Below are 25,435 nucleotides of genomic sequence, written 5' to 3'. Positions count from 1 at the left end.
CAGTTTTTATAGCCGATAAAGTAGGAAAGGAGATGCCTTGAACTCGATTTTGTAAAGTGAACTTTGTTAATGGGTTAAACCAAACAGTAATCGAATGGGGATTCACACTACTCTAGTTGCTGTAGAAAAAATGTGTTTAGCAAGTGAATCACTCTGTATACTTATTGCGTTTCCTCTGTTAATGTAAAATAAAGTTTTATTAACCTAATAATTACAATTTAAATACTATATGTAATACCTAAAATACAAATAGTTAGGTCATATACTAATTTGAAAGTTGGTGTCCTACTGTGATTCGAGTAATAATTGCAGATGATGAACCGTTAGCTCTTTTAAACATGGAAAAAAAGTTGAAAGAATTTGATTCAGTAGAGGTTGTTAAAGCTTTTTCAACAATTAAAGATTTGCTTGATGAGGCACCTACATTGGACTATCATGTCGCTTTTTTAGATGTTGAAATGCCAGGAATGGACGGTTTGCAAATTGCTCAAATATTAAAGGAGTGGAAGAAAAATGTCTGTATTGTTTTTGTGACAGCGTATCGAGATTATGCTGTACAGGCATTTGAAATTAATTCCTTAGACTATTTACTAAAGCCTATTTCTAAATCTCGACTTGAGATGACTATCAATAGGATACATGAACTATTCCAATTAGAAATAGCCCCCCCTACTCGAGTGCAACAGAATGAGTACTCCCTTAGTATCCAGTGCTTAGGCGGATTCACTGTTTTACATAATAAGAACATCGTGCATTGGCGAACTGTTAAAACAAAAGAATTATTTGCCTTTCTTTTATCTAATCTCAACAGCCATGTGCCTAGAGATACAATCATCGAAGCATTATGGGCTGAAACTGAATACAAAAAAGCAAGAGTGCAACTTCATACAACAGTTTCTTATCTACGTACGACTCTCTCAGCTTTAGGGTACTTTAACGTTTTACAATATGTAAACGGCTGTTATATTTTACAGCTAGAGAATTTTCAATCTGATGTCTTAGAATTAGAGCACCTGTTAAAGCACAAAGAGGAATTCGGGGAGCTAGATATAGAAAGAGCGGAGGCATTTATTCAAAACTCTCATGGAGAATACATGGCTACATTAGATTACTCTTGGATTCATAGTAAGTCGAATTTCATTCATAACCAAATTACGCTTTTACTAAATTACTTAGTTGAGCATTACAAGGCAACAAACAATGTAGAAAAAATGGAGCGTACTTTACTAGTGATGCTGGACTACAATCCTTATTCAGATAAAATCATCCAAGAGCTTCTTCAACTCTATATTGAAGAAGATAATCGTGCTAATGCAGTAAAAGTTTACAAAGACTTTAAGAAGACCTTGTTTACTGACCTAGATATTTCACCTAATCAAGAGACCATAGAATTATACGCAACAATAGCGCAAGAGTAAAAATGTAGCTGCCTCCTAAGAGACAGCTACATTATTTGGTTGTTGAAGGTAATTAACTACTAATTCGAGAGAAATCCTCCACCACACGTATACAGTTTCTACCTGATTGTTTTGCCTCATACAATGCCTGATCAGCAATAGCTATTAACTGATTCGGGTCACAAATCGAAGAAGAAAAAACTGTAACACCTGCCGACAAGGTAACTGGACGACCACTAGGATTTTCAGCTTGCGCTTGTTTAACTCGCAATTCCTCTGCTAATTTAACGGCGTCTTCAATTGCCGTATAAGGCAAAATAATTAAAAACTCCTCTCCTCCATATCTAAAACAGCTTCCCTGAACGCTTTCCTTCATTTTGTTTGCAAAAGCTTTTAAAACCTCATCCCCCACTGTATGCCCATATGTATCATTGACACTTTTGAATTCATCTAAATCGATTAAAATAATGGCATGTGGCACTTTCTCTGCAATTAAATTACTTAATACTTGATCCATGCTTCGGCGATTCGGAATACCTGTTAAAGAATCTAATTTCAACTGGTCAGTCAATTCCTTAATTTTATTTTGTGAATCAGCTTTTACCTTTAACATGGCATCTTTCAAGTTGCTCGCCTCAGCATACCAGTCATTCACTAATTTTAAATCGTTAATTCCACAGCCCTCTTGTCCACTTTTAACAATATCTTGTAGAGGTCGAATAATTTTCAACACAAACCACAGTACCAATATGAAAATAATTGCTACTATTAACAATAAAGGAAGAAGTATTTTTTTTAAAAACACACTAACAGAGACAACACTTTCTTTTTGTAACTGACTTACTGCCTGTTCAAGCCTATCCTTAACTAAAAATTCTGTTTGTGAGTTTTGTAATGACTCTTGTACATAGATTTCAGCTATATCAGAAACTTCCTCTATAAAAGCTTCCTGTAAAGCATGGTTAGGCTGTGTTAGCATTTCACTGTAACTTTTATAACTAATCCAAATACTGATACTTGATGTAACGAGTACAACAATTATTATCATACTAACAATGACAAACGATAAATTTAACTTAAATTTCTCCACAATAGATCATTTCTCCCATTGAGATGATATTTTGCTAAAGCTATATATAATAAGTTCAATTCTCATATTAAAAGTTTTTATTTCATCATCATACGTCATACCTCTTAAAAAATACTTAACAACTAATCGTTTTAACCTCTGTAACTCAAAACACAATTACTCAAAAAGAACTAATAATGTGTGAAAATCTTCAATTTATATACATAAAGTTTTCTTTAGAGCGAAATGCATATTTTCTTTTTCTTTATTTCATGGCATGGTAAAACAATACAATCTAATATTTTAACTTACAGGAGGCTTTATATTGGCGTTGAGAAAACCTATCGTAAGACATTTGCTAGTTATTTTAATCATTTTTATCGTCTTAACGATTTTCCGTCTACTCTGGCTAGCATATTTTACACCTTCTAATAATCAACCACTTGCACAAGCAGGTGTTTTAGATATGCGCCAGCAAACTTTAACAGAAGATGAGATCTATCAAATCAATGGTGAATGGCTCTATTATCCTGAAGTGTTGTTAAAAACACCTAACAGCAATGAGACAAGCAGTTCCATCGAACAAACTGTCCGTAAAATTCCTATGCAAAGGGGTTCAGCGACAAAACAACATTTTGGTACATATCGTGTAAAAATCTTATTAAGTGCTAATGCCCATTCAAATCACCGTTATGCTATCCGAGTTCCTGCCATTTCTACTGCATCAGCGCTATATATTAACGGGAAACTTGCGGGGCAGTCTGGAGTAGTGTCATCAAATCCTAGCACTCATAAAGGACAGGCCGCACCTTACACCATATATTTCACTGCAGAGCAGTCTGAAATCGACGTCATTTTACTTGTATCCAATTTTGATACTCCCTCCAATATGGTTATAGATAAACGTCTTTCTTTTAGCTCTGCGTCAGCCATGATGCACCATCAGTTCATTACACAATTATCACTTGTAGCTATTTCGATGTTGCTTATTTTATTTGCGTTATTTAGCATTCTTGTTTTTCTCTTTATTTACCGCAATAAAAAAGTGTTGCTGTTCACTGTCGGCTTTCTTTTACCTTTAGCTGACGAACTTATTACTTATGATCGTTCAATACTTGATTGGTTACATTTGGATTATGTATGGTCGTTAAAGCTATCCAATCTTATTTATCTCGGTGCTTCCTATTTCTTTGTACAGTTTATTCGTGTCTTATTAGTGCGCTATCAACAAGCAAAATATTTCCGATGGTTTACAACATTGTATGCCTTAGGCGCGCTACTTATTATACTCTTACCTATTCAATGGCTACACACAGCTAACCTAGCCTTCTTTATGCTTTATGTCATGTCATTTTTATATGTTGTTGTACTGGCCTTAAAAGAGTATATAGGAAATCAAGAAAGTTCAGCTTTTATTGCATTTACAGCTATTGGCACAACAAACGGAATTATATGGGGCCTTATAAAAATGTCTTTTGTATTAGACATCCCGTTTTATCCATTTGACTATTTAATGATTGCACTGGGCTTTGCAGGTTATTGGTTTAAACGCTTTTACGAAAATCAACAACAGATTAATCTGCTTGTTGCCAAATTACAAAAAGATGGGGAAATGAAAGATGAGTTTTTATTAAGCAATGCACAAAAGCTTTGGGACCCTATGAATAAAATGATTACTTTAGGACAAACAATTTATGATAATCCAAACAATTGTTTTGTTATGGAAGACAAGCAGAATTTAAAATATTTAATTGATATAGGACGCAGTATGTCCTTTACGCTCAATGACATCGTGGATTATACACGATTAAAAGATAATAATTTACACCTTCATAAAAAGAATGTCCGCATTCAAGGCGTGGTGTCTGGCGTATTTGATATGCTACGTTTTATTGCTGTGGGAAAACAAATTCAAATGACATCTTCTATTGCAAGAGACTTCCCTCTTGTGCTACCCGATGAAAAACGGCTTATTCAAATTCTGTTTAATCTGCTACACAGCTCTATTAAAAATACGAACGCTAGTTCAATCGAAATTAGCGCAACAATAGAAAGAAAGATGGCTGTAATTTATATCAAACTGACAGAGTCTGGAATGAACAATCCTGATATTAATCTTCACGAACATCTCTTTTCTTCTGACAAAGGACTTTCAGATAATGAAGAAATTCATCTTAGTTTTTTGATTTCTAAGCAACTAATTGAATTACACGGAGGTTCATTACTTAATAAAGGAGCAGATTTGCTTTTTACTATACCTATTGTAGATGTCATGGAAGAGATAGAACAATTGGATGATGAGCGAACAGAGGATATTCATTTACAGGAGAATAACACGCAGTTAAAAGCTTCCGCTACTGAAAAACAGTTTAAAATTTTAATGGTCGATGATGACCCTGTAAACTTAACAATGATGCGAAGTCTATTCTCTGCTACAGAATATAATATTACAACCATTACAAGTAGTGAAAAGGCACTGGATTTATTGCGTTTACAAAGATGGGATTTAGTCATTATTGATGCAATGCTCCCTTATATTTCTGGATATGCCTTAATTGAAAACATTCGACAGCATTATACCTTGCTAGAGCTACCAATTTTATTGTTAACTGCTCGAAATAATCCTGAAGATGTGTATACTGGGTTTGCACATGGGGCCAATGATTATGTAACGAAACCCATTAATTCTTTGGAATTAAAAGTACGCTGTCGTGCGTTAATTGATTTAAAATATAGCATCAATCAGCAGCTACATTTGGAAACTGCTTGGCTTCAAGCACAAATACAGCCTCATTTTTTATATAATACACTTAATACAATTGCTTCACTGAGTACAATTGATCCAGATCGAATGATTGACTTAATGCATCAATTCGGAAAATATCTCCACGCAAGCTTCGATGTAAAGAACCTGCAACGAGTTGTACCTCTGCGTCATGAACTCGAACTCGTCCGTTCATATCTTTATATCGAACAGCAACGTTTTGGGGAATTATTACAAATTGATTGGGATATTGATGAACAAATTGATGTTGAGATTCCCCCAATTTCTTTGCAAACGCTTGTAGAAAATGCATTACGACATGGTGTATTAAAACAAAAAGGTGGCGGCACTGTTTGTATTCGAATTAAAGAGCTTGCCGATTATGTGACCGTCAGTGTAATTGACAACGGTATTGGTATGGACGCCACGACATTAGCACAATTACTATCCGATACGGATACAACGAGTAGAGGCATTGGATTACGCAATACGGACCTACGTCTTAAAAGGATTTATGGTCAAAGGTTACAAATCAAAAGCACTCCAAACGAAGGCACAACCATCACCTTCCACATCCCCAAATAATAGTAGTGCCAGTCACTCAAACAATTCTTGCAACCACTCAAGGCACAAGACGCAAAAACCCTCGCATCAGCGAGGGTTGCGGCAGTGCCAGTCACTCAAACAATTTATTACCAAAGCACTGGTTTTGCTACCATCAGCCATAACATAATCAGCAATAATACAATATATATCCATGCTTTACGCTGTAATAATGAAGCAAATTTTTGCTGATGATAGGCGGGCGTATCGAACGTGCGAATAGTTGGTTTAAAGGCTCTAGCTAAAAAGACAATCGAACCACCCATTACAAGAAATGTTAGGATTACCCACGATGTTGTCCATGGATATCCTCCACGCCACATTAATAAAATACCCGAGGCAACTAGCACATGCCCCGCGTGTTTAACGATCGTAATTGCACCTTGAAATACTTGGATATATGGTGGCATTTCAACATGTGCAGCTGTACGCATTTTCTTAACAATTACTAAAACAACAAACAATGGCCCAATCGAAAGGACTGCACTTAAAATATGTATATATAGAAGAAGTGTATAAATCGATAGCATATTGCATACTCTCCCTTTAACAAGTCTTACTCATTATAGCATTCCCCATTGCGTTCTCTCACAATAATTGTGAATCCTTTGTAAATGCAACATGAATCATTGTTAAATTGTTTGAAATTTGAACAAAGAGGGTATGGATTATAGTAACATGCACTTATAGAAACAAAAAGGAGTGATTCTTATAGGAATTCATCAATTTTTTACAAGTCTTAATGATTTAGAACGTATTATTCGTTGCCCTGGCCGCTTCAAATTTGAAGAACATAATGTAGCAGCACATTCTTGGAAAGTCTCACAGTATGCCATGTTCTTTGCAACACTGGAAGAAATGAATGGCGCTACAGTGAATTGGAAATCGCTATATGAAAAAACCATCAATCATGATTTCGCGGAAGTATTTATCGGAGATATTAAGACACCCGTAAAGCATGCTAGCCCAGAGCTAAAACAAATGCTTGCACATGTGGAAGAAAAAATGATGGAAAAATTCATTATGAACGAAATCCCTAAAGAGTTCCAAGACATCTTTTTTGAACGCATGAAAGAAGGAAAAGACGAAACACTAGAAGGTCGTTTACTTGAATTCGCAGACAAATTAGATCAATTTTACGAAGCCTTTGCAGAATTAAAACGCGGCAATACCGACATGGAATTTGTCCACATGTATCAAACGGCATTATCGAAGCTGTTATTGATTCCTCTTCCAGCAACAGTCAGCTATTTCAGAACTGAAATATTAAAAGATGCTGTAAAAGAAAAAACACATATTGATATACAAGCGCTCACAAATGAAGTATTAGACACAAACAAATAACGTGCATGTACAAGTTTTCCGATGAATTGATCGACGGAAGGCTTTTTTTATTTCCTAAAAAAAGTCGTATAATAGGAGTGATAGGAGGGAAAATATTGTCACATGAATGTTCAATTGTAGAAGATTTACTACCTTTATATAAAGCACATGGCCTCCAAGCCGATACGACCGAATTTATTGAACAGCATTTAGCTACATGTAAATCATGTCAGCAGTTGGCCGCTACACAATTATCCACTAATCAAAACTTATCGATGAAAAGCACATTAACCTTTTTTCATCTTGTTTTTATCGTGCTATCTTTTATGTTTGCCCTTAATTCATCTTTACTTGGCAATCATAAAAGCTTCGTCATACTATACGGTCTTTTCGGTTGCCTAACTTATTTATTTTATAAAAACATTTGGATTGTCTTTGCCATAAGCTCTATACCTGTGTTCGTCTGGGCCATTATTAATAATTTTAGCAATCCACTCTATATGAAGAACTTCTCTTTTATCGATATTGGTTCACTTATAGTTGGTGCAAGCTATATAGCTCTTTTACATACTATATTTGCCCTACTCGGTGCCGCTTTTGCCATTGTTTTACGTAGGCTTTGAAATGATAAAAGCATCTCTCCTTACGAAAGATGCTCATTTATCATTTTAATTTTTAAGCTTTTTTCACGAACTCTGATTTTAGCTTCATTGCACCGAAGCCATCAATTTTACAATCAATATTGTGATCCCCTTCAACAAGACGGATACTTTTCACCTTTGTTCCGATTTTTAATGTTGAAGAACTTCCTTTTACTTTTAAATCTTTAATAACTGTTACCGCATCACCATCTGCTAACAAGTTGCCATGTGCGTCTTTTACAATGAGTGTATCTGACTCCTGCTCTGTTGCATTAGTGCTCCATTCATGTGCACATTCTGGACAAACAAAATTTGTGCCATCCTCATATGTGTATTCAGAATTACATTTTGGACAATTTGGATATGCTGCCATCTCTGCTTCCTCCCTCTATTTTTTCGATAGATAAATGATTACGCTCCTATCTTCACACACTTAGTCTGATTTCGCAAAGGTTGTTCGTATTTTTTGTTCGCATTTGTGAAAAATATATGAAACAATCCCTTATTATCCAACTATTTTTCGGCCATAACTTTTTATTTTACAACATGTGCCCATTGACTTTTTTTCATAAACCATCTTACTTGCAACTTTGTTTTGCATGCCTTATTATATCCTTAAAGGCTGCATTGTTCGTATAATATTAAGTTTTAACCTTTAAGCTGTAAAAGGGAGTTTTATTATTGGAGTTGGAATGACGGGCCTCACACCAAGGTGCATGAGGATAAGCAGGAAAACTTCTGCGAACACCCACTTTGAGGAGTGGTGGTTTAAAACTTTCTATAAGAAATACGGCATACGCGGCTTTTAAATTTACCATTAGAGCCTTAAGGCTTCAAAGCGACTCACCCTTCTTTATTGGAGGGTGAGTTTTTTATGTTATTTTCTAACGTGTGCAAAAAATCTCCTGTACCATTATTAAGTGGGAAGAAAACTTAGCGAACCTAAAAGACAGCAAAAAGAATGCATCGAAAAATGCGTAGAACTTCACTCAGTCTTTCAATCCTACTCAATTTAATAACTTACTTAACAAATCCTCATGCCAGTCATTATGATTCTGATTGACAACTACATCTTCTTCAATGAATTTATCCGCAGACAACTCTTTTAGTGTTAACAGCGGTATTAGTGGATAATATAATTCCTCAACCTCGTAAAGGACCTCAAATGCTAAATACTCCACATTGTGCGTCTTAACTTTTTTAATAAAAATATCCCAATTTATATCCTGTGACTTAATTAACCGATAGATATCCGTATATTTAAAAAGAGGTACATCCTTGTTATATTTTTTATCCTTATAAACGTCTACACATAAAGAGAGTAACGTATCTTCCCATAACAAAACTTTAAATTGAACCCCATCTATTGTTAATATTTGTACATTTTTTAGCAATTCTTCCGTTACATCTTCTTGAAGATTACGCTCACCGAATGAATATGGAAAAAATTGCAATCTAATTTTAAATATACTTAAAAATTTCATCTCGGTGGATTTAACTAAATCAAGCGGTTTTAGGTTTTCAAGTATCCTATCCCCAGTGTCCAAATTCACATCAGCGTTATTTGGCATGTAACCAATAGACTGTAGACATTGTACGACCTTGCCTTTATCTTTATAATTCACTAACACCTTACTATCGTAGTACGGACTGTGAAGACTGTCCTTATAGATCGTTTGGCAATTTGGCAGCCCGTCTAATAAAGCATACGGAATTTCTGCTGTATTGAATATTTCTATCAACTGTAATTGATGTTGTAACTGTTCATTGGCGATCTCTTTGTGCAATTTATATTCTAAATTAGCCATTGTTTTTAATTTTACATACCCGTATTCAAAGTTAGTTTCATCCACTATGTACTTTCTTATAATTACAGATACATTTGGGAAAATATGATGCATTTTTAATAGCCCTATTACTCGTACCCAATCTAAAGGCATTTTAAGTAATTGTTTTAAAGTATCAACCTCTACATACGATAAACTTTCTTTCGAGAGTAATAATATAAGATTATTTTCCCAATCAGTATATACCAATTACTCTTTCTCCTTCCATTTCCCAATAAAATTGAATCAAACTATGACAATATAAAAGGAAAAGGCACCTATAAATGTGCCTTTCTCCATAACCATTCATCTATTCAATTTATTTAACGACTAATAGAAACAAATCCATTACTAACTAAACTTTTCTTGGATAGGCGTTTCTTTAGCATTCACTCGATACGATTCTACTACTGATATACATGCTAGTATTCCAGCAATAGACATTAGAAACCAAGCTAAATTGGAACCTAAAGTTGTAAACACAAAACCAAAAATTAATGGTCCGACAGCTGCCCCTAGAGAAACACCCATTTGACTAATAGCAGTTGCTTGCCCTTCTCTTCCAGGATAAGCAGCTCCTGTTACATAGTGTAGTAATCCAGCCCAGCCCCAGCCACCACCATAGGCTAGAATAGCCCCTACTACTTGTAGAGTGTGTGAAGGCATGGTTAATGCTGCTGTACCTAATGATCCAACGATAAACATTGATAGTAACAATATTTTTTCAAGCCCTCTAAAACGGTCAATTGCTAACCCAGCAAAAACCCTTACTAGAATATTTGTTATCGATGCAACTGCGGCCACCATACTAGCCTTTACTAATGTAATTCCTCCATGTGTTAGAGACGTAATCAAAAATCCACCTAAGCTATTTCCAATTGCAGCGCCTAGGCCTCCTGCGATCGCCAACAACATTAAATGTCTATTTAAGCGTAGTTTTGTTGCATTTTTCTTTTTAGCATTGCCATGTTCATCATCTTTTGAATTCATCAGTAAGATTATGCCATAGAATAAAGTTAGTCCAGCAACAAGTCCGAATAGATTTCTCCATCCTATAGGCACTGCTAAAAAAGGAACAGAAAGGCTACAAAACAAAGTTGCTGCAGGTATGGCTGCTTGTTTCAACCCAAACGCAAATCCTTGAATCTTCTCCGGGCACCGTCTGATAATTAGCATATTAGTAAATGGTTGACTGTACCCGTAGACAGCTCCCCCAAAAGCAGCACCTACCCATAACCCAATTTCCGGATATACGAACGTTAAGAAAAGGCTGAATGCAGTAACTAGAACTGCTATACCTATTATCTTATCTATGGAATGATGGCTGTTTATTTGCCTACTAATATAGGCTCCCATAAGTGATCCTAACCAATATAATGTTATTGTTACGCCTATAGCTCCAACACTAAACCCTGTATCCTTCCTTATTAAATCATTTACTGCACCTGGTAAAAATACAGGAGTTGAAGTCAAAATTGTAACAAAAACTACGGTTAGCGCTGTGAAAACACTTCTTGATGTTTTTCTTTCTGATTTATTATGCTCTAACAAGAATTTTTCTCATCTCTTTCTCTTTGTTTTCGTGTTCTGCATGTAATAGACTAATAATTTCTCGTGCAATTGCATCGGATTCACATAATGTAACTGAATTAACCCCAGGTCTAATACCCGCTGCAGTGACCCAGTGAACGCCTTCAGTTGGAACACCAAAAGCAAACCTTCTTGCATGCTCTTTGCCCTCACCGTCTAAAACTTTGTTAAGAGGTCTACTTACAGCTAATCCCCCTGTATCATAAATCAAACCATTGCAACTAGGTATTTTATAAGTTTGACATTGGTTTGTTTTTAACAAATAGGACATTAATGGATCCGCATTTCGCTTTAAATTTGTCTCAGGAAGACGTGCTTCAATGAGGGCCTTAGCCTTTATACCACTATTGTTAACGAAAGGTGACACAGCATAAAATATCGATTCTTCTTCCACTACTTCTACTTTAAGTTTTGGTCCGATAATGTTAACAATTCCTGCTTCCATCAAAGCAATCATTTGTTCAATTCTAATTGCTGGTGGACCAATCGAAAAGAATGCATTTAACGGCGTATACCAATTCTTTAATTCGATTTTATACGAATCTCCATTAATACCTGCGTAATCTACGATAAGACGAATTTCATTACGTAAATCTCGTAACGCGTCTAATGCCGATTTTAAAGGACTGGTCACATTACCTCTTTTGGCCTCCTTTAAGTCTAAAGAAAGATAATGAATTAACCAATCATTAAATTCTTCGGGATTATCATAAAAATGATTTTTGACAGGATTAGCAAGCGTTTCCCAATCCCACATTAAATCATCAGGAATGCCAAAGTCCTTTAAAATGCTTCTCTCATGTTCACTTCCATAGGAATAGAGACTATATTTAGCCTGAAACTCCTGTCCAGCATTCAAACCTGATTTCTCTTCAATGATTGCCTTGTAATAAATCGTTTCTATTTCTTTCGCAATAAGTGGCCATACATCATTTTTAAAATCTACGGCTTGTCCGTCTAGCGTTTGGTTATGAAAATTCTTAATCACCTCTGGAGTGATATATATTGGTGTGTGTCTGCCTGATGCACCCTTCTCATTTTCACCACGAGCGTGATATGGAATGCCTCTTCGAGAACCTGCATAGATGATAGGCTCTTCCCCTGAAGCTTGGTATACTAATTTGTTTCCTGTTCGTATGAATTGCCCGCCTCTTCCCTGTGTAAACAGTGACATGTAATCGAAGAAATTCAAACCGAGTCCCTTTAAAATAACAGGCTCTCCTGCTTTTATACACTCTAATGAAACATCGGCTGGATTACTCGGGGTAATATAGATCATTCCCTTTTCAGCTGCGATTTTTCTTAATTTCTCTTCTTCTGGAGATAAACTTACCGGTGTATGACCTTGCGCTAACACGACAGCGTCCACTCTTAAATGAACATTATCCTTTTCAAGCTGTACAATCTGGCTTCCATCATATGCATCATCAATCGCAATAGCTCGTGTTTGATGAGTATATACCATGACGTTACTTGGCATAGTTAAGACAACTTCTTTAAATACCCATTCCAAGTAGTGACCATAAAAGGCACGTGTAGGATAGGAATCTGGTTTTAATTCTTCTGCCTCTCTCATGACTAATTCGCTATATTCCAAATTAGCATTCGCGATCTTTGTTAAAGACTTAGCCCATTCATACAAACAAGGACCTTGCATAATAGGACCTTCACATTCAACACTAAAATCTGTAAACAAAGTAATTTGAGAAGCTACTGTGTTCATCAATAACGTTTTCGACTGATTTGTTCTCCACACTTCGCCAGAACCTGGAAGGAAAGGGTCTATCATATAAATTTCAATTTTACCTGCATAAGAGTCTTCTTTAAAATTTGTACGAAGTCTTTCTAACACAGAAAGTCCTCTTGGTCCGCAACCTACTAAAGCAATTCTAAAAATATCTTTTGTCATTTTAAAACTCCTTCTAATAAATTTATAATGACCAACCCTGTATATTAGCTAAAGTCATACATGATTTGTGTTTACTTGCAGCATTAATGTTTTTATTAAATCTGCCGCTGGAAGAGATTGAGCAAGTTTATAGCCCTGTCCAGCCCATAAAGACATGTACTTTGGATTATCTGACTGAACAGCCTCTTTTCTTAATTTTTGTGTCATATAATGAACTTGTGGATACGCAGCGGGTGCTTCCTTGTCATAAGTGGATAGAAAATAATTTACTAACCCTCTTGCACGCCTGCCCGTAAATGCACGTGTAATATGAGTTGTTGTATAGTCCGAATCCGTTAAAGCTTTTCTATATACTGGATTCGTCCCACTTTCTGGACAAAGGAGAAAAGCGGTACCTAATTGAGCAGCACTAGCCCCTGCCCCTAAAACAGCAGTAATCGTACAACCATCCATAATCCCTCCTGCCGCTATAATAGGAATATCGATTTCCTTTTTCACGATACTTATAAAAACGAGTAATCCATACTCTTCGTGAGGTTCCATATTATTTGAAAAGGAAGCTCGATGTCCTCCCGCCTCAATGCCTTGCAAACATAATGCATCGGCACCCGATTCATTTGCTATTTTTGCTTCTTCTAAATTTGTAACGGTAACAATTACGAAACTTCCATTTTGCTTTAATTCTTTTATAGTTTCAGTAGACGGACATCCAAAAGTAAAACTTACAACAGGTATTTTTTCTTCTTTGATTAAGTCAATTTTGTTATGCCAGTCATCATCATCCACGATTGGATCTCCAACTGTAGTTCCTAATAGCAATGCTTCTTTTTCTAACTTCGCTCGATAGTCGTCCACATTACAATTATCATTGATTTCATTTAGGTTAGGGACAAATAAATTTACACCAAAAATATTAGAAGACAAATTACGAAATTCTTGAATATCTTTTCTTAAATCTTCAGTTGTTTTGTATCCAGCAGCTAGAAAACCTAATCCTCCTGCATTGGATACCGCTGCGGCAAGAGCTGGCGTCGATACCCCTCCCGCCATAGGAGCTTGTATAATTGGGTATTTTAATTTATCTAACATACCGTTCTCCTTTTCATCGATGATTTAATTTTTCGAAAATTAAATTTGTTTTTTTAGAAACGCAGGACTCTTCTCAAATCGAATACCAGTTAGAAGTAAACCTGCGCCAACTAAAACTACACTGGCCGCACCCAGTAATACAGCATCATAATTCTGAGTGGCAGTTGAGATAATTCCAGCAATTGATGGCCCAATCATTTGTCCACCTGCATAGATAGATGTAAGAATGCCAATAATCCGACTACTATTAAATGGACTCATTTGGCGTGCTAATGTTGTAGCAAGGGTTGTGATTCCCATAAAAGTGGCCCCAAATAATAGAGCACTTAAAACTACCCCTATTTGAGATACCCATAAAGCTGGTAGCGCTATTCCAAAAGCTTGCAGTGTCATTGCTAACACCAAGGATTTAACAAATCCAATTTTTTTAGCTAACTCTGACCAGATAATACAAGATGGAATTGCAGCCAATCCAACCACCATCCACACTACGGTAGCATCACCATGAAAGCTCGGTATTTCTTTCGCGATAGATACAATAAATGTACCTGTCACAATATACCCTAACCCTTCTAATCCATAAGCTACAATTAGCCAAGGAATCCATTTTAAAGGAGGTACACATAGAGCACTTTCTTGTTTACTAGTTTTCTCAAAAGACAGTGGTTCGTCTTTCATGCTAATCCAAACTATCAAAACTAGTAGCATACTAACACCGGACAAACCTAACCATACGCCTTCCCAGCTGTATAAACGATTTAATATGGGTATCAGTAAACTTGATAAAAAAATGCCCAGCCCTACTCCACCATAGAAAATGCCAGACCAATTCAATTTATTTCTGATAGCTAGTTTATCTAGCACAATGCCAGAGGCCATCACAAAAACAATAGCGCTGGAAATACCGGATATAAAACGCAACCCATACCAAATAAAATAAGATTGAAATAAACCCATACTAGCTGTTGTTAGAATACTAATAACCAGACTCAACCTTAATATAAACGTTCTATGTTGCTTTACAGGAATAACTCCTACTAAAAATGCCCCAAGTAAATAGCCTGCATAATTACTTGTAGCAAGATAACCCCCTACTGCATTTGAAAACGAAAGATCACTTTGCATCAGTGGAAGAATTGGCGTATATGCAAACCTGCCAATTCCCATAGCAACGATTAAAGATAAAATACCGCCTAATAAAAAAATAGAAGAATGTTTAAATAAAATCACACCCCTTGTAAAATCATTATATAAATATCATAACTTTTTTTTGAATTATAGTATAATTCAGGTAAGTGATAGTTACCATCTTTTATTTATATAGCTAAATGGAGGGTTTACTTATGGACTTACATGCTTTGAATATTTTTAAATCTGTTGCCGAAAAAGGGAGTATTTCGCAAGCCGCTCGTGATCTTAATTACGCACAATCCAATATCACTACTAAAATTCAACAATTAGAAAACGATCTTCAAACCACACTATTTTACCGGAATAACCGTGGCACTACCTTAACTTCCAAAGGGAAGGTCTTATTAACATACGCTGAAAATATCTTTAATTTAATAGAAGAAACAGTCAAGGTGATGCAAGATAATCAAATTCCACAAGGCCCATTATCTATAGGCTCTATGGAAACAACTGCTGCTGTTCGCTTACCATCCTTACTATCGAAATATCACCACGAATATCCAAATGTAGACTTGAATTTAAAAACAGGGCCAACTCAACAAAATATTCAAGGGGTTTTGCATCATGAACTAGATGGGGCATTCGTTGCTGGTCCTATTGACCACCCAGAACTAACGCAAAAGACTGTTATCGAAGAGGACTTGGTACTAATTACAGATACTGTTCATCCTCCTTTGTCATCTATTAAAGATATTCAAACAAGGACGTTACTAGTGTTTCGAAGTGGCTGCACTTATCGGGCAAAACTCGAACAATGGTTGCATGATGAAGGAATTACACCAAATAAAATAATGGAATTTGGTACACTTGAAGCAATTCTTGGCTGTGTCTCTGCAGGGTTAGGCATAAGTATGCTCCCCTATTCTGTTATAGAAATGCATTTACAAGCTGGGACAATTAGACATCATTCAATCCCAAATCCTTATGGAAAAGTTGAAACAATATTCATCTATAGAAAGGACACATTTATACCTACATCTTTAATTAAATTTATGGATATGTTTTGTGAGGAGAGAAACGCTTATCAACATCCTATTTCTGTTCAATAATCAGAATAGTCAGTTTTAAATAACTAAAAAATAATAGCGTTAATTTACAGTGCTGTGCCTTATGTATATGGATATTTCCAATGAAGCTAAGCATAAAAATAGTAACGGCTTATGCGTCTTTTATCCCCTCTTACATTTATAAAGCATCTTAACCAATTTGGCTAAGATGCTTTTTTAATACATGTGTACAAGCGTAGGCACTACTTTGCATTGATATAGTAGACGAGATGATCAGTCCATTCATCGTCCTCATAGATAAAGCCTTTTCTCGTGCATTCATAAACCATTCCAACACTTTCTGCCAACTTTATTGATGCATTATTATCAAGGTTTATATGCGCTTCGATTCGATGATAATTTAATTTCTCAAACGCTAGCTCAATCGCTGCCTTTACAGCCTCTTTACCATAGCCCCTTCTCCAAAAGTGGTTATGGATGGTATACCCGAATCTAGCCCATTGAAATTCTCTCCTCATAATTGTTGAAAAATCGATAACACCAATATGTGCATTATCCTCTTTTCTAAACACACTAAATACATAAACATTGTCATCCACAGCCATCTGATAATGTTGAGTGACTAACTCACTAAACCATTCTTTTGTACAAATACCCATGTCTATTTTCCCGTCATCGTATTTATGCTGAGAAGGTAAACGATTTTCATATTCAGTAAGCCAAGAAGAATAATCATCCTCTTCTATAAATCGAATAACTAATCTTTCTGTTTCCGTTCTTATCTTATGCAATTGAACACCTCGTCTAAAAATATTCCCCACTATTCAATAGCATATTCTACATAATGGAAATATATCCTCCTTAATTAGCGGCTGTATGGCCCTTTTAAAATTTTCCTAACTACTAAACGATAGGCAACATAAGATAGAAGTTCTCTGTAGTTAACATAAAAAATAACAGCACCCTAATATTTAACGATTAGGGTGTTGTTTAAAAACCTCATATATAAAATGGAACTGACCCCAATAGATATAGACAAATAAAAAAAGCATCTTCGATTGAAATCGGGTATAGATACCCAAACTTCAATTAGGAGGTGTTTTTTCTATGGGAACAAGAGTGAGTTATCCATATGATGTAAAAATGAAAGCGATTGAGATGCGATTAGCAGATGTACCTATCAAACAGATTTTATTGGAATTAAATATACGTCATAAAACACAGGTGGAAACATGGATGCGTTGGTATAAAAATGGCGAAATCAATCGTTTGAAACAACCTGTAGAGGTATCGGCAATTTCTAAAATCAATGGTCGTATTCTTTAATAAAATATTATATATTCTGTTCCTCGTTAGCTTCCCATTTAGCAATTTCCTCTCGAACACGGGGGGCAACCTCTGTCCCGAGCAATTCGATGGCACGCATTACTTGATGATGTGGCATTGTACTTAACGGCACATACATCATAAAACGTGTAATCCCTACATGCTTACGCAAATGAATGATTTTTTCAGCGACTGTATCTGGATCACCAACATACAATGCTCCTTCAAAACTCCTTGCAGCATCAAAGCTTGAACGGTCATAATAAGCCCAACCTCGCTCTTTACCAAGCTTATTCATACCAGCTTGCGTAGATGGGAAAAATGTATCTGCTGCCAATTCTCTGTTTTCCCCTATAAAACCTATCGAGTGAGAACCTACCTGAAGTTTAGATACATCATGTCCGGCACTTGCTGCTGCTTTCTTATATAACTGTACAATCGGTGCAAATTGCATAGGGCTTCCACCAATAATTGCTAGCATAAGTGGCAACCCTAGTAGGCCTGCACGGATGGCAGAATCTTGATTTCCACCACTACCTACCCATATAGGTATAGAATTTTGAACTGGTCTTGGATACACACCTAAATTATTTATTGCAGGTCGATGTCTGCCCTGCCAAATTACTTTTTCCGATTGACGAATTTTGAGCAGCAAGTCCAAATGTTCTTCATACAATTCATCATAATCGTTCAAATTATAGCCAAACAACGGAAATGACTCAATAAAAGAACCTCTCCCCGCCATTATTTCTGCACGTCCATTTGAAATGCCGTCAAGTGTGGAAAAATCTTGGAAAACGCGTACGGGATCAGCTGAAGAAAGCACAGTTACGGCACTTGTAAGCCTTATATTTTTTGTTTGCGGTGCCGCTGCCGACTCCAAATTTAGAGCATGTCTACAATTTCTTTGGCAATTTCATCAAGTTCTTCTGCGATTTCATTTTGCGTAGGGGTTTGGGCAACTCTTATTAAATACTGTTTAAACTGAACTTGCGACTCTACAGGTAATTTAATAACCAAAAAATTCAAAATAAACCACTTCCAGTTATCATCATTTGAAGATAATATCGCTTGCACATGAGAGACAATTTCCTTAGGGAAAGTTAATAGTATCTCCACCACGCCAGAAGCAACAGGCCAGTTCATATCTTGCGTATATTCGAGGAGGTCAGGCAGTAAAGGTTCTAATACATTTCTATCTAATTTTTTTAGTTTTTCAACCTTATCAACATCGTATATATTTAAAGGGAGATAATCTTCATACCCTTCCAAATCCAGCACCTCCTTGTTTTTCCTTGGTTAACACTCTATTAAAAAACTACGCAACATTAGTAGGACCTTGCTTACTAAGCAATCTTATAAATAACTGACCTAGAATATAGATACTTGAGACAAATATCATAGCACCGTTTTTGCCAAAAGGTTTAAACCAACTGCCATCATCCAATATAAAAAAATGACCCAATACTAATGAAATAACGAGCATCATAATATTTAAACTAAAAAACAAAGGTAAATTCATTTTTCTCGTTAATAGACCTATAACGACTATGCACACTATAAATATAGGAAATAAGAAATCCGCGTCCTCACTATTAAGATAAAAATGATATTCATAAAAATAAAAGAAAAATGGAACTGGAAATAAAGACATTATACAAATAATAAATTTTTTCATTTATATAAACCTCACTATATTGAACAAATAAGGAAATCAATATTTAGTGTAATTTTACACCAAAAATTGGTTTTTTCATATATTTAATAATTCTTATTTAAGACTCTATTATGTGATTCTCTACCCTCTTTTCTACTTACTTTAGGCAAAAATAAAATGCTGACAATCCACCCTAAATACAAAGGGTATTTTAATATTTCATTTGTTGAATACCCTAATAAATAAGGTAAATGATTATACCGGTTATATACAATCCCAATCCTATTTTGTTCAACATAAGTCACCCCTTCTTTTCAAGAACAAAATGTTTTGTTAATTATAACACCGCCTTTATTATACCATTTATTTACATATATTAATTTATGCAATATTGCTCACATAGCATTTTATTTAGATAACCGTTCGTTCAATAATTGCTTACAGTTGTCCGTTTTTTACGTTTGTGTTATAAAAAACTAAAAATAGAGTAGGAGGAGATTATCATCAAATTAAGAGAAGAATACACTTGTCCGTTAGAATTAGTACAAGATATGATCAAAGGAAAATGGAAATGTATTATTATTTGGCGATTACGGCTTGGACCCACATCTCCATCTAAACTAAGACGGGATATTAAAGGAATCACTGAAAAAATGCTGTTAGAACAATTAAAAGAACTAATGGATTTTCAATTAGTCGATAAAGAGGAATACCTTTCCACATATCCACTACGAGTGGAATATAGCTTAAGTACAAAAGGAAAAGAAGTATTAAAATCATTAGAAATTATGCAGCGATTAGGTATTCAATATCTCGAGGAAAAACAAATAATAGGTAGTCGTTAAATAGAGTACCCTTACAAAAAAGTGGGTAATTTACGATAGTTTTTTCTCCATGTTATCATGACCTCAACAACAACATATGGAGGTAATAACCATGAAGAAAAAATTTATACTATTCCTATCCATCCTTTCACTGTTAGCTACAGGTATACTAGCTGGATGCAGTAATCTAAATAAAAATATTACTGAATCCACAAAAGAAAAATCATTTGTCGTAACAAGTACTGGTATAGTAGATGGCGTTATTCAAGATCAATATGGACAACTAGGAGATTCCTTTAACGAGCATGGCATGCCGACTTATTCATTACCATTAAAGTTTGAAAATGCACCAAAAGAAACTGTGTCATATGCGTTAGTTTTAGAAGATAAAGACGCTTTCCCTATTAGCCAAGGGTTCTCTTGGATTCATTGGACAGCAGCTAATATTCAAAAAGATGAACTGAAAGAAAACGAAAGTCAAACAGCGACCGATTTTGTCCAAGGCGTAAATAGTTGGATAAGTCCTCAAGGAGGTAGCCAAAGTACAGAACTCTCTAGCTTTTACGGGGGGATGGCTCCGCCCGATAAACCTCATACTTACGAGATTCATGTCTATGCATTAGATACGACCGTCGATTTAGAAAATGGATTTTTACTGAATGAACTCTATCATGCTATCGAAGGGCATGTGTTAGCTGACTACACTTTAAAGGGTACTTACCCAAATAAGTAATTACTTATTATCCTAATTTATCTCAACATTATCTCAATTTAATTTCAAATAAGTCCGGGACTGTTCGATTTTTTGAGTCTCTGGACTTTTTTCTTTGCTCCTAGTAACATTGTTTTAAGAACAAATTGATTTGATTTTCTACGTTAAATCACTGAAACTTTAGCCAGCTATAGCAACAATTTAGACAAAAAGAGCTTGGCTAATAATTTTTTTGTTTTCATTACTGAAACAATATAGGATATACTTTTATAGTCCTGTTATTGGCACGTAAAATAGAAAGTTAATTTCAAGAAAGTTTTATTGGAGGTTTATTATGAATTACAGAATTATTAACAAACAAGTATTTGAACAAGCACAGCTTCGTTCGGTTTCAGATGTACCATTCACCGAAGAAGAACTTCAACATGGGATGAAAATTGCCGTCTCTAAAGCAGATGATACTTTAGCTTTATATTTACTAGATATCGAAGGTCATAGAAAATTTGAAGTTCGTTGGGACGATTCATCAGAAATTTTCAACGGTTGGTATTCAGCATGGGATAATTTCTCTTGGTGCCTAGATGTAGTAAGCAAATAAATAGCCTTGTGGAATAATATCAACTAGAAACGAACATTCTTTTGTTTTCAGTTGATATTATTTTATTTAACTAGTATTTCTACTTTAGAATAAAGGGTTTCTCATTAAACTATTTAGTAGCAACATTTGCAACTTCATAAACAGTAAATTTCTTGAAGGAGTGATATGATGAAATTTTTTAAGAAGATTACATTTATCCATCCTATAAGAAAGTACATACATGTCATACTAATCATTTTCATGTTTGCTCTTGTCGTTCCTGCTGGATTCGATCCGCTATATTTAAATTTAATCATGGTCCTTTTTGGACTCGTCATATTAAATCGTGGTTTTGATTACAAAGGAACGGACACTAAAGCTTATTACAAATGTTTGTATATGGGCGTAGCGATGTGTTTATTATTTATTGTTTTATTTATTGTCCAATTTATAAAAAATGGATAACATATGTTACGCATGCCTCTCACTTTCCGATAGTCAGTAATGCACAGAAGATGATTTTCTTTCATTCGTTAGAAAAAATACTTTAACTCCCTGTCCCTTTGTATAATTCATACGCAATTTGAACATATATGGAGTAACAAGGGAGGAATGAACATGAAAAAACTACTTTACATGTTAGTACTATTCACGCTATTGTTATCAGCCTGTGGAAAGAATGCAGAACCGAAGGAAGCAGCAGTGAATCAAGAGACATCTGTTAAAGAGATTGTGGGCGCAACCGTTAAAAATAAATTTACTGTAGAAGAAACGAAAGGTATTGTTACTATTTCGATTCAGGATACAGATGTCAGAGAAGGTTCAAAAAACCAAATGCTAAAAGATTCAGGGAAAATATTTGCAGAGATGTCGAAACTAAAAAGCGTGAAAACACCTTCGATTATTTGGTATGCCCCATTAACAGGTGCTAATAGCAATGAAGAAATGACCGAAGTATTAAGCATTTATTTTAATGAAAAAGATTTTAGAACTGTCAATTGGGCCGACTATTCTCGATTAAATATAGAATCCATTGCTACTGAATATAGGGAAAACCAAGCATTAGGAGATTAAGCATTCAGAAGCGAGTGCAAAATGGAAAAAGTGTAAGATTGACTGCCATCAATCTTACACTTTTTTGCTCTGTTATTGTTTTTCGCTATGGCAATTGCTCCAAAGGGTACTTCTATGCCCGTACTCGCTTGCGTGCAGTATGCCTGCGTCTATTTTTATGCGTCAATCTATGTAATGATTGCGTCGCTTCATTGGCCTCTCAACCGCTTCAGACCTCTAGACAATCAAAACATTCATTTATATGCCCATTGTATTCATTAATACAATACGCCAGCCATCCGGATCTTCAATTGTTACACCTTTTTCAGCCCAATAAAGATTTTCAGGCTCTACTTCTGGATACCCCATCTGCGCCAAACGTTGCGCAATTCGTTGGATTGTTTCAATATTTGGCATATACAACACTAGAAGATTATCTTTTGTCGGTGCTGGACACGGGCTCCCCTCAATATGCTCGGTAAACTCCAAATGATAATTAGCGTTTGGCAGGCCAATCATAATGCCATCGTAGCCTTGATGGCCTGAAAAAGAACCTATTTTTTCTAATCCTACCCCTTCACAATAAAATCTTTCTATTGCTGCTAATTGATTTGTAGGTCTTGCAACACGAACTTGTACAACTTCCTTTGACCAATCTTTCATTGCCATCTCCCCTTTCAGGACCATTATATACTGGAAAAACTTGAGAGTAGAACGGTCAATAGTCTGAGATTTTAGCCGATTGCCAGATTATATTTGCTTTTTGTAATGGTGATTCCTTTTCTAAGTAATATTGTTCTGCCATCCAATATCTCTGTTTATACTTCTTCATTATTGCTAATTCATCGCCTATATACGAATCACGCTTTAGTACTCTTTCTTTCCTAATCTCTAAAGAGCATTCTAAAAAAACCGTATAATCATAAAATTGTTCCCACTCATGGCGCTGGAGAAAGACTCCTTCTATTAATAAAATACTATTTGGTGGAAATACGCTTTGTATATTTATGATAGTATTCGTTTCCCGATTATAAAAAGGAAGCGTTAGCTCCTGATAATCTTTATGTATTTTGGAAAAGCAATATTTTATGTACGCTATATCCCATTGTAAGTAATAATATTCGTACCATTCTTCATAACCCGTATTATAGCGTTTTTCGCTTTCTACAATGTAATCGTCAATATGTAACACATGGATCGTACATGCATTTTCTAGCATGCTCACTAACTCTTTGACAAAGGTCGTTTTTCCTGCCCCACCTAATCCGTCAATGGCAACAATAAATGGCCTTGCTCCTCGATCCGAACTGCAATATTGTTTCATTATTTCGTTTGTAACCTGCTGTAGGCAAAGCAATTCTTCACTCTCCTTAAAATTCAAATAACCAGCTTACCTTCACAAGGTAAACTGGTCTCTTATTAATTAATGGGATAAAGCAACATTAAATGAAGCAGCCGTTTTCTCTTTTACCTCTTCCAATGTCACACCCTCTGCTAATTCGATGAGTTGCATACCTGCATCTGTAAAATCGAATACAGCCAAGTCCGTTATTAATCTGTGCACGACACCTTTTCCTGTTAACGGTAGCTCACACTGCTTTTTAATTTTTGATTCTCCATTTTTATTGACATGCTCCATCACCACGATAACTCTTTTCGCGCCGACAACAAGGTCCATAGCACCGCCCATGCCTTTAATCATTTTTCCTGGAATCATCCAATTCGCTAGATCCCCAGTTTCCGAAACTTCCATACCACCTAAAATTGCAAGATCAATATGCCCCCCACGTATCATGGCAAAGGAATCAGCGCTATCAAAAAAGGATGCGCCTGGCACGGCTGTCACCGTTTCCTTCCCTGCATTAATGAGGTCAGGGTCTACCATACTCTCCTCTGGATAAGGGCCAATGCCAAGAAGACCATTTTCAGATTGTAATAACACCTCGTAGTCAGCAGGAATAGCATTGGCAATAAGTGTTGGGATACCAATACCTAAATTGACATTCATACCATTTTCAATTTCTTGCACTGCTCTATTCACTATTCTATGTCTTGTATCCACCATCATGCTTCCTCCTTTTTCACTGTCAAACGCTCAATACGTTTTTCATATTTGTCACCGAGTAAGACACGTTGCACAAAGACACCTGGTGTGTGGATATGATCTGGATCTAGTTCGCCCACTTCCACAATTTCTTCTACTTCTGCAATTGTAATTTTGCCAGCCATTGCTGCTAACGGATTAAAATTACGTGATGTTTTTCTATAAATTAAGTTGCCTAGCTTGTCTGCTTTCCATGCTTTGACAAGCGCAAAATCTGCAACAATCCCTTGTTCTAAAATATATTCTTTGCCATCGAAAACCTTTACTTCCTTGCCCTCTGCAATAGGCGTGCCAACCCCTGTCGCTGTATAAAATCCTGGAATACCCGCTCCACCAGCTCGTAGCCGCTCAGCTAACGTTCCTTGTGGCGCAAGCTCTACTTCTAACTCGCCGTTTAAAAACTGCTGTTCGAAAATTTTATTTTCGCCAACATAGGAAGCAATGATTTTTTTTATTTGTTTATTAGCTAGTAATAATCCTAATCCCCAATTATCCACTCCGCAATTATTGCTTACAACGGTTAAGTCTTTTGTTCCCTTTTGTTGTAATGCTGCAATTGCCTTTTCTGGAATACCACATAAACCAAATCCCCCAACTGCTAACGTAGCACCTTCCTTAATATCTGCAACGGCTTCCTCAAACGAATGCCACACTTTCCCGTTCTCCATATCGAAACCCCCTAAAATTGCTCGTTTATTAAGAAAAATTCTACATCATTCTTGTTTTATAAGTAAAGGAATTAATTGGAATGTTATTTATTCTAAAATCGAATA

Annotated in this window: 24 protein-coding genes, 1 other RNA gene and 2 pseudogenes; 12 read left to right on the top strand and 15 right to left on the bottom strand. The window is 35.7% G+C overall.

Annotated features, from left to right (window positions below; translation table 11 throughout):
* Positions 1-290 precede the first annotated feature (290 nt).
* Positions 291-1,418 (top strand): response regulator, encoded by a 1,128-nt coding sequence (locus I5435_RS01570; protein WP_024364658.1) that lies wholly within the window; start codon positions 291-293, stop codon positions 1,416-1,418.
* A 52-nt stretch (positions 1,419-1,470) separates the two neighbouring features.
* Here the strand turns inward: I5435_RS01570 and I5435_RS01565 are convergent, their stop codons facing one another.
* The gene (locus I5435_RS01565) at positions 1,471-2,487 is read right to left on the bottom strand and encodes a GGDEF domain-containing protein (protein WP_337983117.1); all 1,017 of its coding nucleotides are present in this window, start codon (positions 2,485-2,487) and stop codon (positions 1,471-1,473) included.
* A 304-nt stretch (positions 2,488-2,791) separates the two neighbouring features.
* On the opposite strand from I5435_RS01565, the gene I5435_RS01560 reads away from it, so the two are divergent.
* Positions 2,792-5,815, top strand: coding sequence for a hybrid sensor histidine kinase/response regulator (locus I5435_RS01560; protein WP_337983116.1), 3,024 nt, complete (start codon positions 2,792-2,794; stop codon positions 5,813-5,815).
* 107 nt (positions 5,816-5,922) lie between these two features.
* Here I5435_RS01560 and I5435_RS01555 read toward each other — a convergent pair whose 3' ends face one another.
* Positions 5,923-6,363: a hypothetical protein gene (locus tag I5435_RS01555; RefSeq protein WP_025218487.1), complete on the bottom strand. Its 441-nt coding sequence runs from the start codon at positions 6,361-6,363 to the stop codon at positions 5,923-5,925.
* A gap of 172 nt (positions 6,364-6,535) precedes the next feature.
* Between I5435_RS01555 and I5435_RS01550 the strand changes: the two genes are divergently transcribed.
* Positions 6,536-7,177, top strand: coding sequence for a YfbR-like 5'-deoxynucleotidase (locus I5435_RS01550; RefSeq protein WP_337983115.1), 642 nt, complete (start codon positions 6,536-6,538; stop codon positions 7,175-7,177).
* A 95-nt stretch (positions 7,178-7,272) separates the two neighbouring features.
* On the top strand, positions 7,273-7,779 hold the full coding sequence (locus I5435_RS01545) for a zf-HC2 domain-containing protein (RefSeq protein WP_038509369.1): 507 nt from the start codon (positions 7,273-7,275) through the stop codon (positions 7,777-7,779).
* A gap of 52 nt (positions 7,780-7,831) precedes the next feature.
* Here the strand turns inward: I5435_RS01545 and I5435_RS01540 are convergent, their stop codons facing one another.
* Entirely contained in the window at positions 7,832-8,170 is a 339-nt protein-coding gene (locus tag I5435_RS01540) for a zinc ribbon domain-containing protein YjdM (RefSeq protein ID WP_108030686.1), read from the bottom strand.
* A 243-nt stretch (positions 8,171-8,413) separates the two neighbouring features.
* On the opposite strand from I5435_RS01540, the gene ssrS reads away from it, so the two are divergent.
* Positions 8,414-8,606: non-coding RNA, 6S RNA (gene ssrS / locus I5435_RS01535), on the top strand.
* A 198-nt stretch (positions 8,607-8,804) separates the two neighbouring features.
* On the opposite strand, the gene I5435_RS01530 is transcribed toward ssrS, so the two are convergent.
* The 5 genes from I5435_RS01530 to I5435_RS01510 form a co-directional block, all read right to left on the bottom strand.
* Entirely contained in the window at positions 8,805-9,833 is a 1,029-nt protein-coding gene (locus I5435_RS01530) for a nucleotidyltransferase family protein (protein ID WP_337983114.1), read from the bottom strand.
* 141 nt (positions 9,834-9,974) lie between these two features.
* Positions 9,975-11,174, bottom strand: a complete 1,200-nt coding sequence (locus tag I5435_RS01525; protein WP_337983113.1) for an MFS transporter — start codon at positions 11,172-11,174, stop codon at positions 9,975-9,977.
* Positions 11,161-13,122, bottom strand: coding sequence for an FAD/NAD(P)-binding protein (locus tag I5435_RS01520; protein WP_025218434.1), 1,962 nt, complete (start codon positions 13,120-13,122; stop codon positions 11,161-11,163). Before I5435_RS01520 ends, I5435_RS01525 begins: the two co-directional genes overlap by 14 nt.
* 54 nt (positions 13,123-13,176) lie before the next feature.
* Positions 13,177-14,211, bottom strand: coding sequence for an NAD(P)H-dependent flavin oxidoreductase (locus I5435_RS01515; protein WP_024360904.1), 1,035 nt, complete (start codon positions 14,209-14,211; stop codon positions 13,177-13,179).
* 39 nt (positions 14,212-14,250) lie between these two features.
* A complete protein-coding gene (locus I5435_RS01510) occupies positions 14,251-15,441 on the bottom strand; it encodes a YbfB/YjiJ family MFS transporter (RefSeq protein WP_337983112.1) in 1,191 nt (396 codons plus the stop codon).
* Between the two features lie 113 nt (positions 15,442-15,554).
* Here I5435_RS01510 and I5435_RS01505 point away from each other — a divergent pair, with 113 nt between their 5' ends.
* Positions 15,555-16,451 (top strand): LysR family transcriptional regulator, encoded by an 897-nt coding sequence (locus I5435_RS01505; protein ID WP_025218431.1) that lies wholly within the window; start codon positions 15,555-15,557, stop codon positions 16,449-16,451.
* 200 nt (positions 16,452-16,651) lie between these two features.
* Here the strand turns inward: I5435_RS01505 and I5435_RS01500 are convergent, their stop codons facing one another.
* Complete coding sequence (locus tag I5435_RS01500; protein ID WP_024360901.1) at positions 16,652-17,200, bottom strand: GNAT family N-acetyltransferase; 549 nt, start codon at positions 17,198-17,200, stop codon at positions 16,652-16,654.
* Between the two features lie 316 nt (positions 17,201-17,516).
* Here I5435_RS01500 and I5435_RS01495 point away from each other — a divergent pair.
* Positions 17,517-17,693: pseudogene (locus tag I5435_RS01495) on the top strand (IS3 family transposase); the annotation flags it as partial.
* 49 nt (positions 17,694-17,742) lie between these two features.
* Here the strand turns inward: I5435_RS01495 and I5435_RS01490 are convergent.
* Together I5435_RS01490 and I5435_RS01485 are read right to left on the bottom strand one after the other, a co-directional pair.
* Positions 17,743-18,612 (bottom strand): annotated as a pseudogene (locus I5435_RS01490) (LLM class flavin-dependent oxidoreductase); the annotation flags it as partial.
* An 8-nt stretch (positions 18,613-18,620) separates the two neighbouring features.
* The gene (locus tag I5435_RS01485; protein ID WP_258841976.1) at positions 18,621-19,016 is read right to left on the bottom strand and encodes a DUF5071 domain-containing protein; all 396 of its coding nucleotides are present in this window, start codon (positions 19,014-19,016) and stop codon (positions 18,621-18,623) included.
* 927 nt (positions 19,017-19,943) lie between these two features.
* Here I5435_RS01485 and I5435_RS01480 point away from each other — a divergent pair.
* The 5 genes from I5435_RS01480 (at position 19,944) to I5435_RS01460 (ending at position 22,579) form a co-directional block, all read left to right on the top strand.
* Positions 19,944-20,237: a winged helix-turn-helix transcriptional regulator gene (locus tag I5435_RS01480; protein WP_227665397.1), complete on the top strand. Its 294-nt coding sequence runs from the start codon at positions 19,944-19,946 to the stop codon at positions 20,235-20,237.
* 91 nt (positions 20,238-20,328) lie between these two features.
* Positions 20,329-20,949, top strand: coding sequence for a YbhB/YbcL family Raf kinase inhibitor-like protein (locus I5435_RS01475; protein WP_337983111.1), 621 nt, complete (start codon positions 20,329-20,331; stop codon positions 20,947-20,949).
* A 313-nt stretch (positions 20,950-21,262) separates the two neighbouring features.
* Entirely contained in the window at positions 21,263-21,526 is a 264-nt protein-coding gene (locus tag I5435_RS01470; RefSeq protein ID WP_024360891.1) for a hypothetical protein, read from the top strand.
* A 168-nt stretch (positions 21,527-21,694) separates the two neighbouring features.
* Positions 21,695-21,970: a hypothetical protein gene (locus I5435_RS01465; RefSeq protein ID WP_025218421.1), complete on the top strand. Its 276-nt coding sequence runs from the start codon at positions 21,695-21,697 to the stop codon at positions 21,968-21,970.
* Positions 21,971-22,123: 153 nt separating this feature from the next.
* Positions 22,124-22,579, top strand: a complete 456-nt coding sequence (locus I5435_RS01460) for a hypothetical protein (RefSeq protein WP_337983110.1) — start codon at positions 22,124-22,126, stop codon at positions 22,577-22,579.
* 237 nt (positions 22,580-22,816) lie between these two features.
* Here I5435_RS01460 and I5435_RS01455 read toward each other — a convergent pair whose 3' ends face one another.
* The 4 genes from I5435_RS01455 to I5435_RS01440 all read right to left on the bottom strand — a co-directional run bounded on the left by I5435_RS01455 (position 22,817) and on the right by I5435_RS01440 (position 25,330).
* Positions 22,817-23,227, bottom strand: a complete 411-nt coding sequence (locus I5435_RS01455; protein ID WP_443136934.1) for a VOC family protein — start codon at positions 23,225-23,227, stop codon at positions 22,817-22,819.
* A 49-nt stretch (positions 23,228-23,276) separates the two neighbouring features.
* Entirely contained in the window at positions 23,277-23,915 is a 639-nt protein-coding gene (locus I5435_RS01450) for a kinase (protein WP_337983108.1), read from the bottom strand.
* Between the two features lie 66 nt (positions 23,916-23,981).
* A complete protein-coding gene (locus I5435_RS01445) occupies positions 23,982-24,623 on the bottom strand; it encodes a 3-oxoacid CoA-transferase subunit B (protein ID WP_025218419.1) in 642 nt (213 codons plus the stop codon).
* Positions 24,623-25,330 (bottom strand): CoA transferase subunit A, encoded by a 708-nt coding sequence (locus I5435_RS01440; RefSeq protein WP_024360885.1) that lies wholly within the window; start codon positions 25,328-25,330, stop codon positions 24,623-24,625. The genes I5435_RS01445 and I5435_RS01440 overlap by 1 nt, the downstream gene beginning before the upstream one ends.
* Positions 25,331-25,435 lie beyond the last annotated feature (105 nt).

This window comes from Lysinibacillus sp. C5.1, assembly GCF_016350185.1.
In the GTDB taxonomy this organism is placed as follows: domain Bacteria; phylum Bacillota; class Bacilli; order Bacillales_A; family Planococcaceae; genus Lysinibacillus; species Lysinibacillus sphaericus.
Note: the sequence above shows the minus strand (reverse complement) of the source record. Positions and strands in the feature narration are given on the sequence as shown.

Excerpts from the sequence above, each read along its gene's own strand:
- I5435_RS01470 (WP_024360891.1), top strand. The coding sequence starts at position 21,263 with ATGAATTACAGAATTATTAACAAACAAGTATTTGAACAAGCACAGCTT.
- I5435_RS01465 (WP_025218421.1), top strand. The coding sequence starts at position 21,695 with ATGAAATTTTTTAAGAAGATTACATTTATCCATCCTATAAGAAAGTAC.
- I5435_RS01540 (WP_108030686.1), bottom strand. The coding sequence starts at position 8,170 with ATGGCAGCATATCCAAATTGTCCAAAATGTAATTCTGAATACACATAT.
- I5435_RS01475 (WP_337983111.1), top strand. The coding sequence starts at position 20,329 with ATGAAGAAAAAATTTATACTATTCCTATCCATCCTTTCACTGTTAGCT.
- I5435_RS01440 (WP_024360885.1), bottom strand. The coding sequence starts at position 25,330 with ATGGAGAACGGGAAAGTGTGGCATTCGTTTGAGGAAGCCGTTGCAGAT.
- I5435_RS01505 (WP_025218431.1), top strand. The coding sequence starts at position 15,555 with ATGGACTTACATGCTTTGAATATTTTTAAATCTGTTGCCGAAAAAGGG.
- I5435_RS01520 (WP_025218434.1), bottom strand. The coding sequence starts at position 13,122 with ATGACAAAAGATATTTTTAGAATTGCTTTAGTAGGTTGCGGACCAAGA.
- I5435_RS01460 (WP_337983110.1), top strand. The coding sequence starts at position 22,124 with ATGAAAAAACTACTTTACATGTTAGTACTATTCACGCTATTGTTATCA.
- I5435_RS01515 (WP_024360904.1), bottom strand. The coding sequence starts at position 14,211 with ATGTTAGATAAATTAAAATACCCAATTATACAAGCTCCTATGGCGGGA.
- I5435_RS01555 (WP_025218487.1), bottom strand. The coding sequence starts at position 6,363 with ATGCTATCGATTTATACACTTCTTCTATATATACATATTTTAAGTGCA.
- I5435_RS01445 (WP_025218419.1), bottom strand. The coding sequence starts at position 24,623 with ATGGTGGATACAAGACATAGAATAGTGAATAGAGCAGTGCAAGAAATT.
- I5435_RS01480 (WP_227665397.1), top strand. The coding sequence starts at position 19,944 with ATGATCAAAGGAAAATGGAAATGTATTATTATTTGGCGATTACGGCTT.
- I5435_RS01455 (WP_443136934.1), bottom strand. The coding sequence starts at position 23,227 with ATGGCAATGAAAGATTGGTCAAAGGAAGTTGTACAAGTTCGTGTTGCA.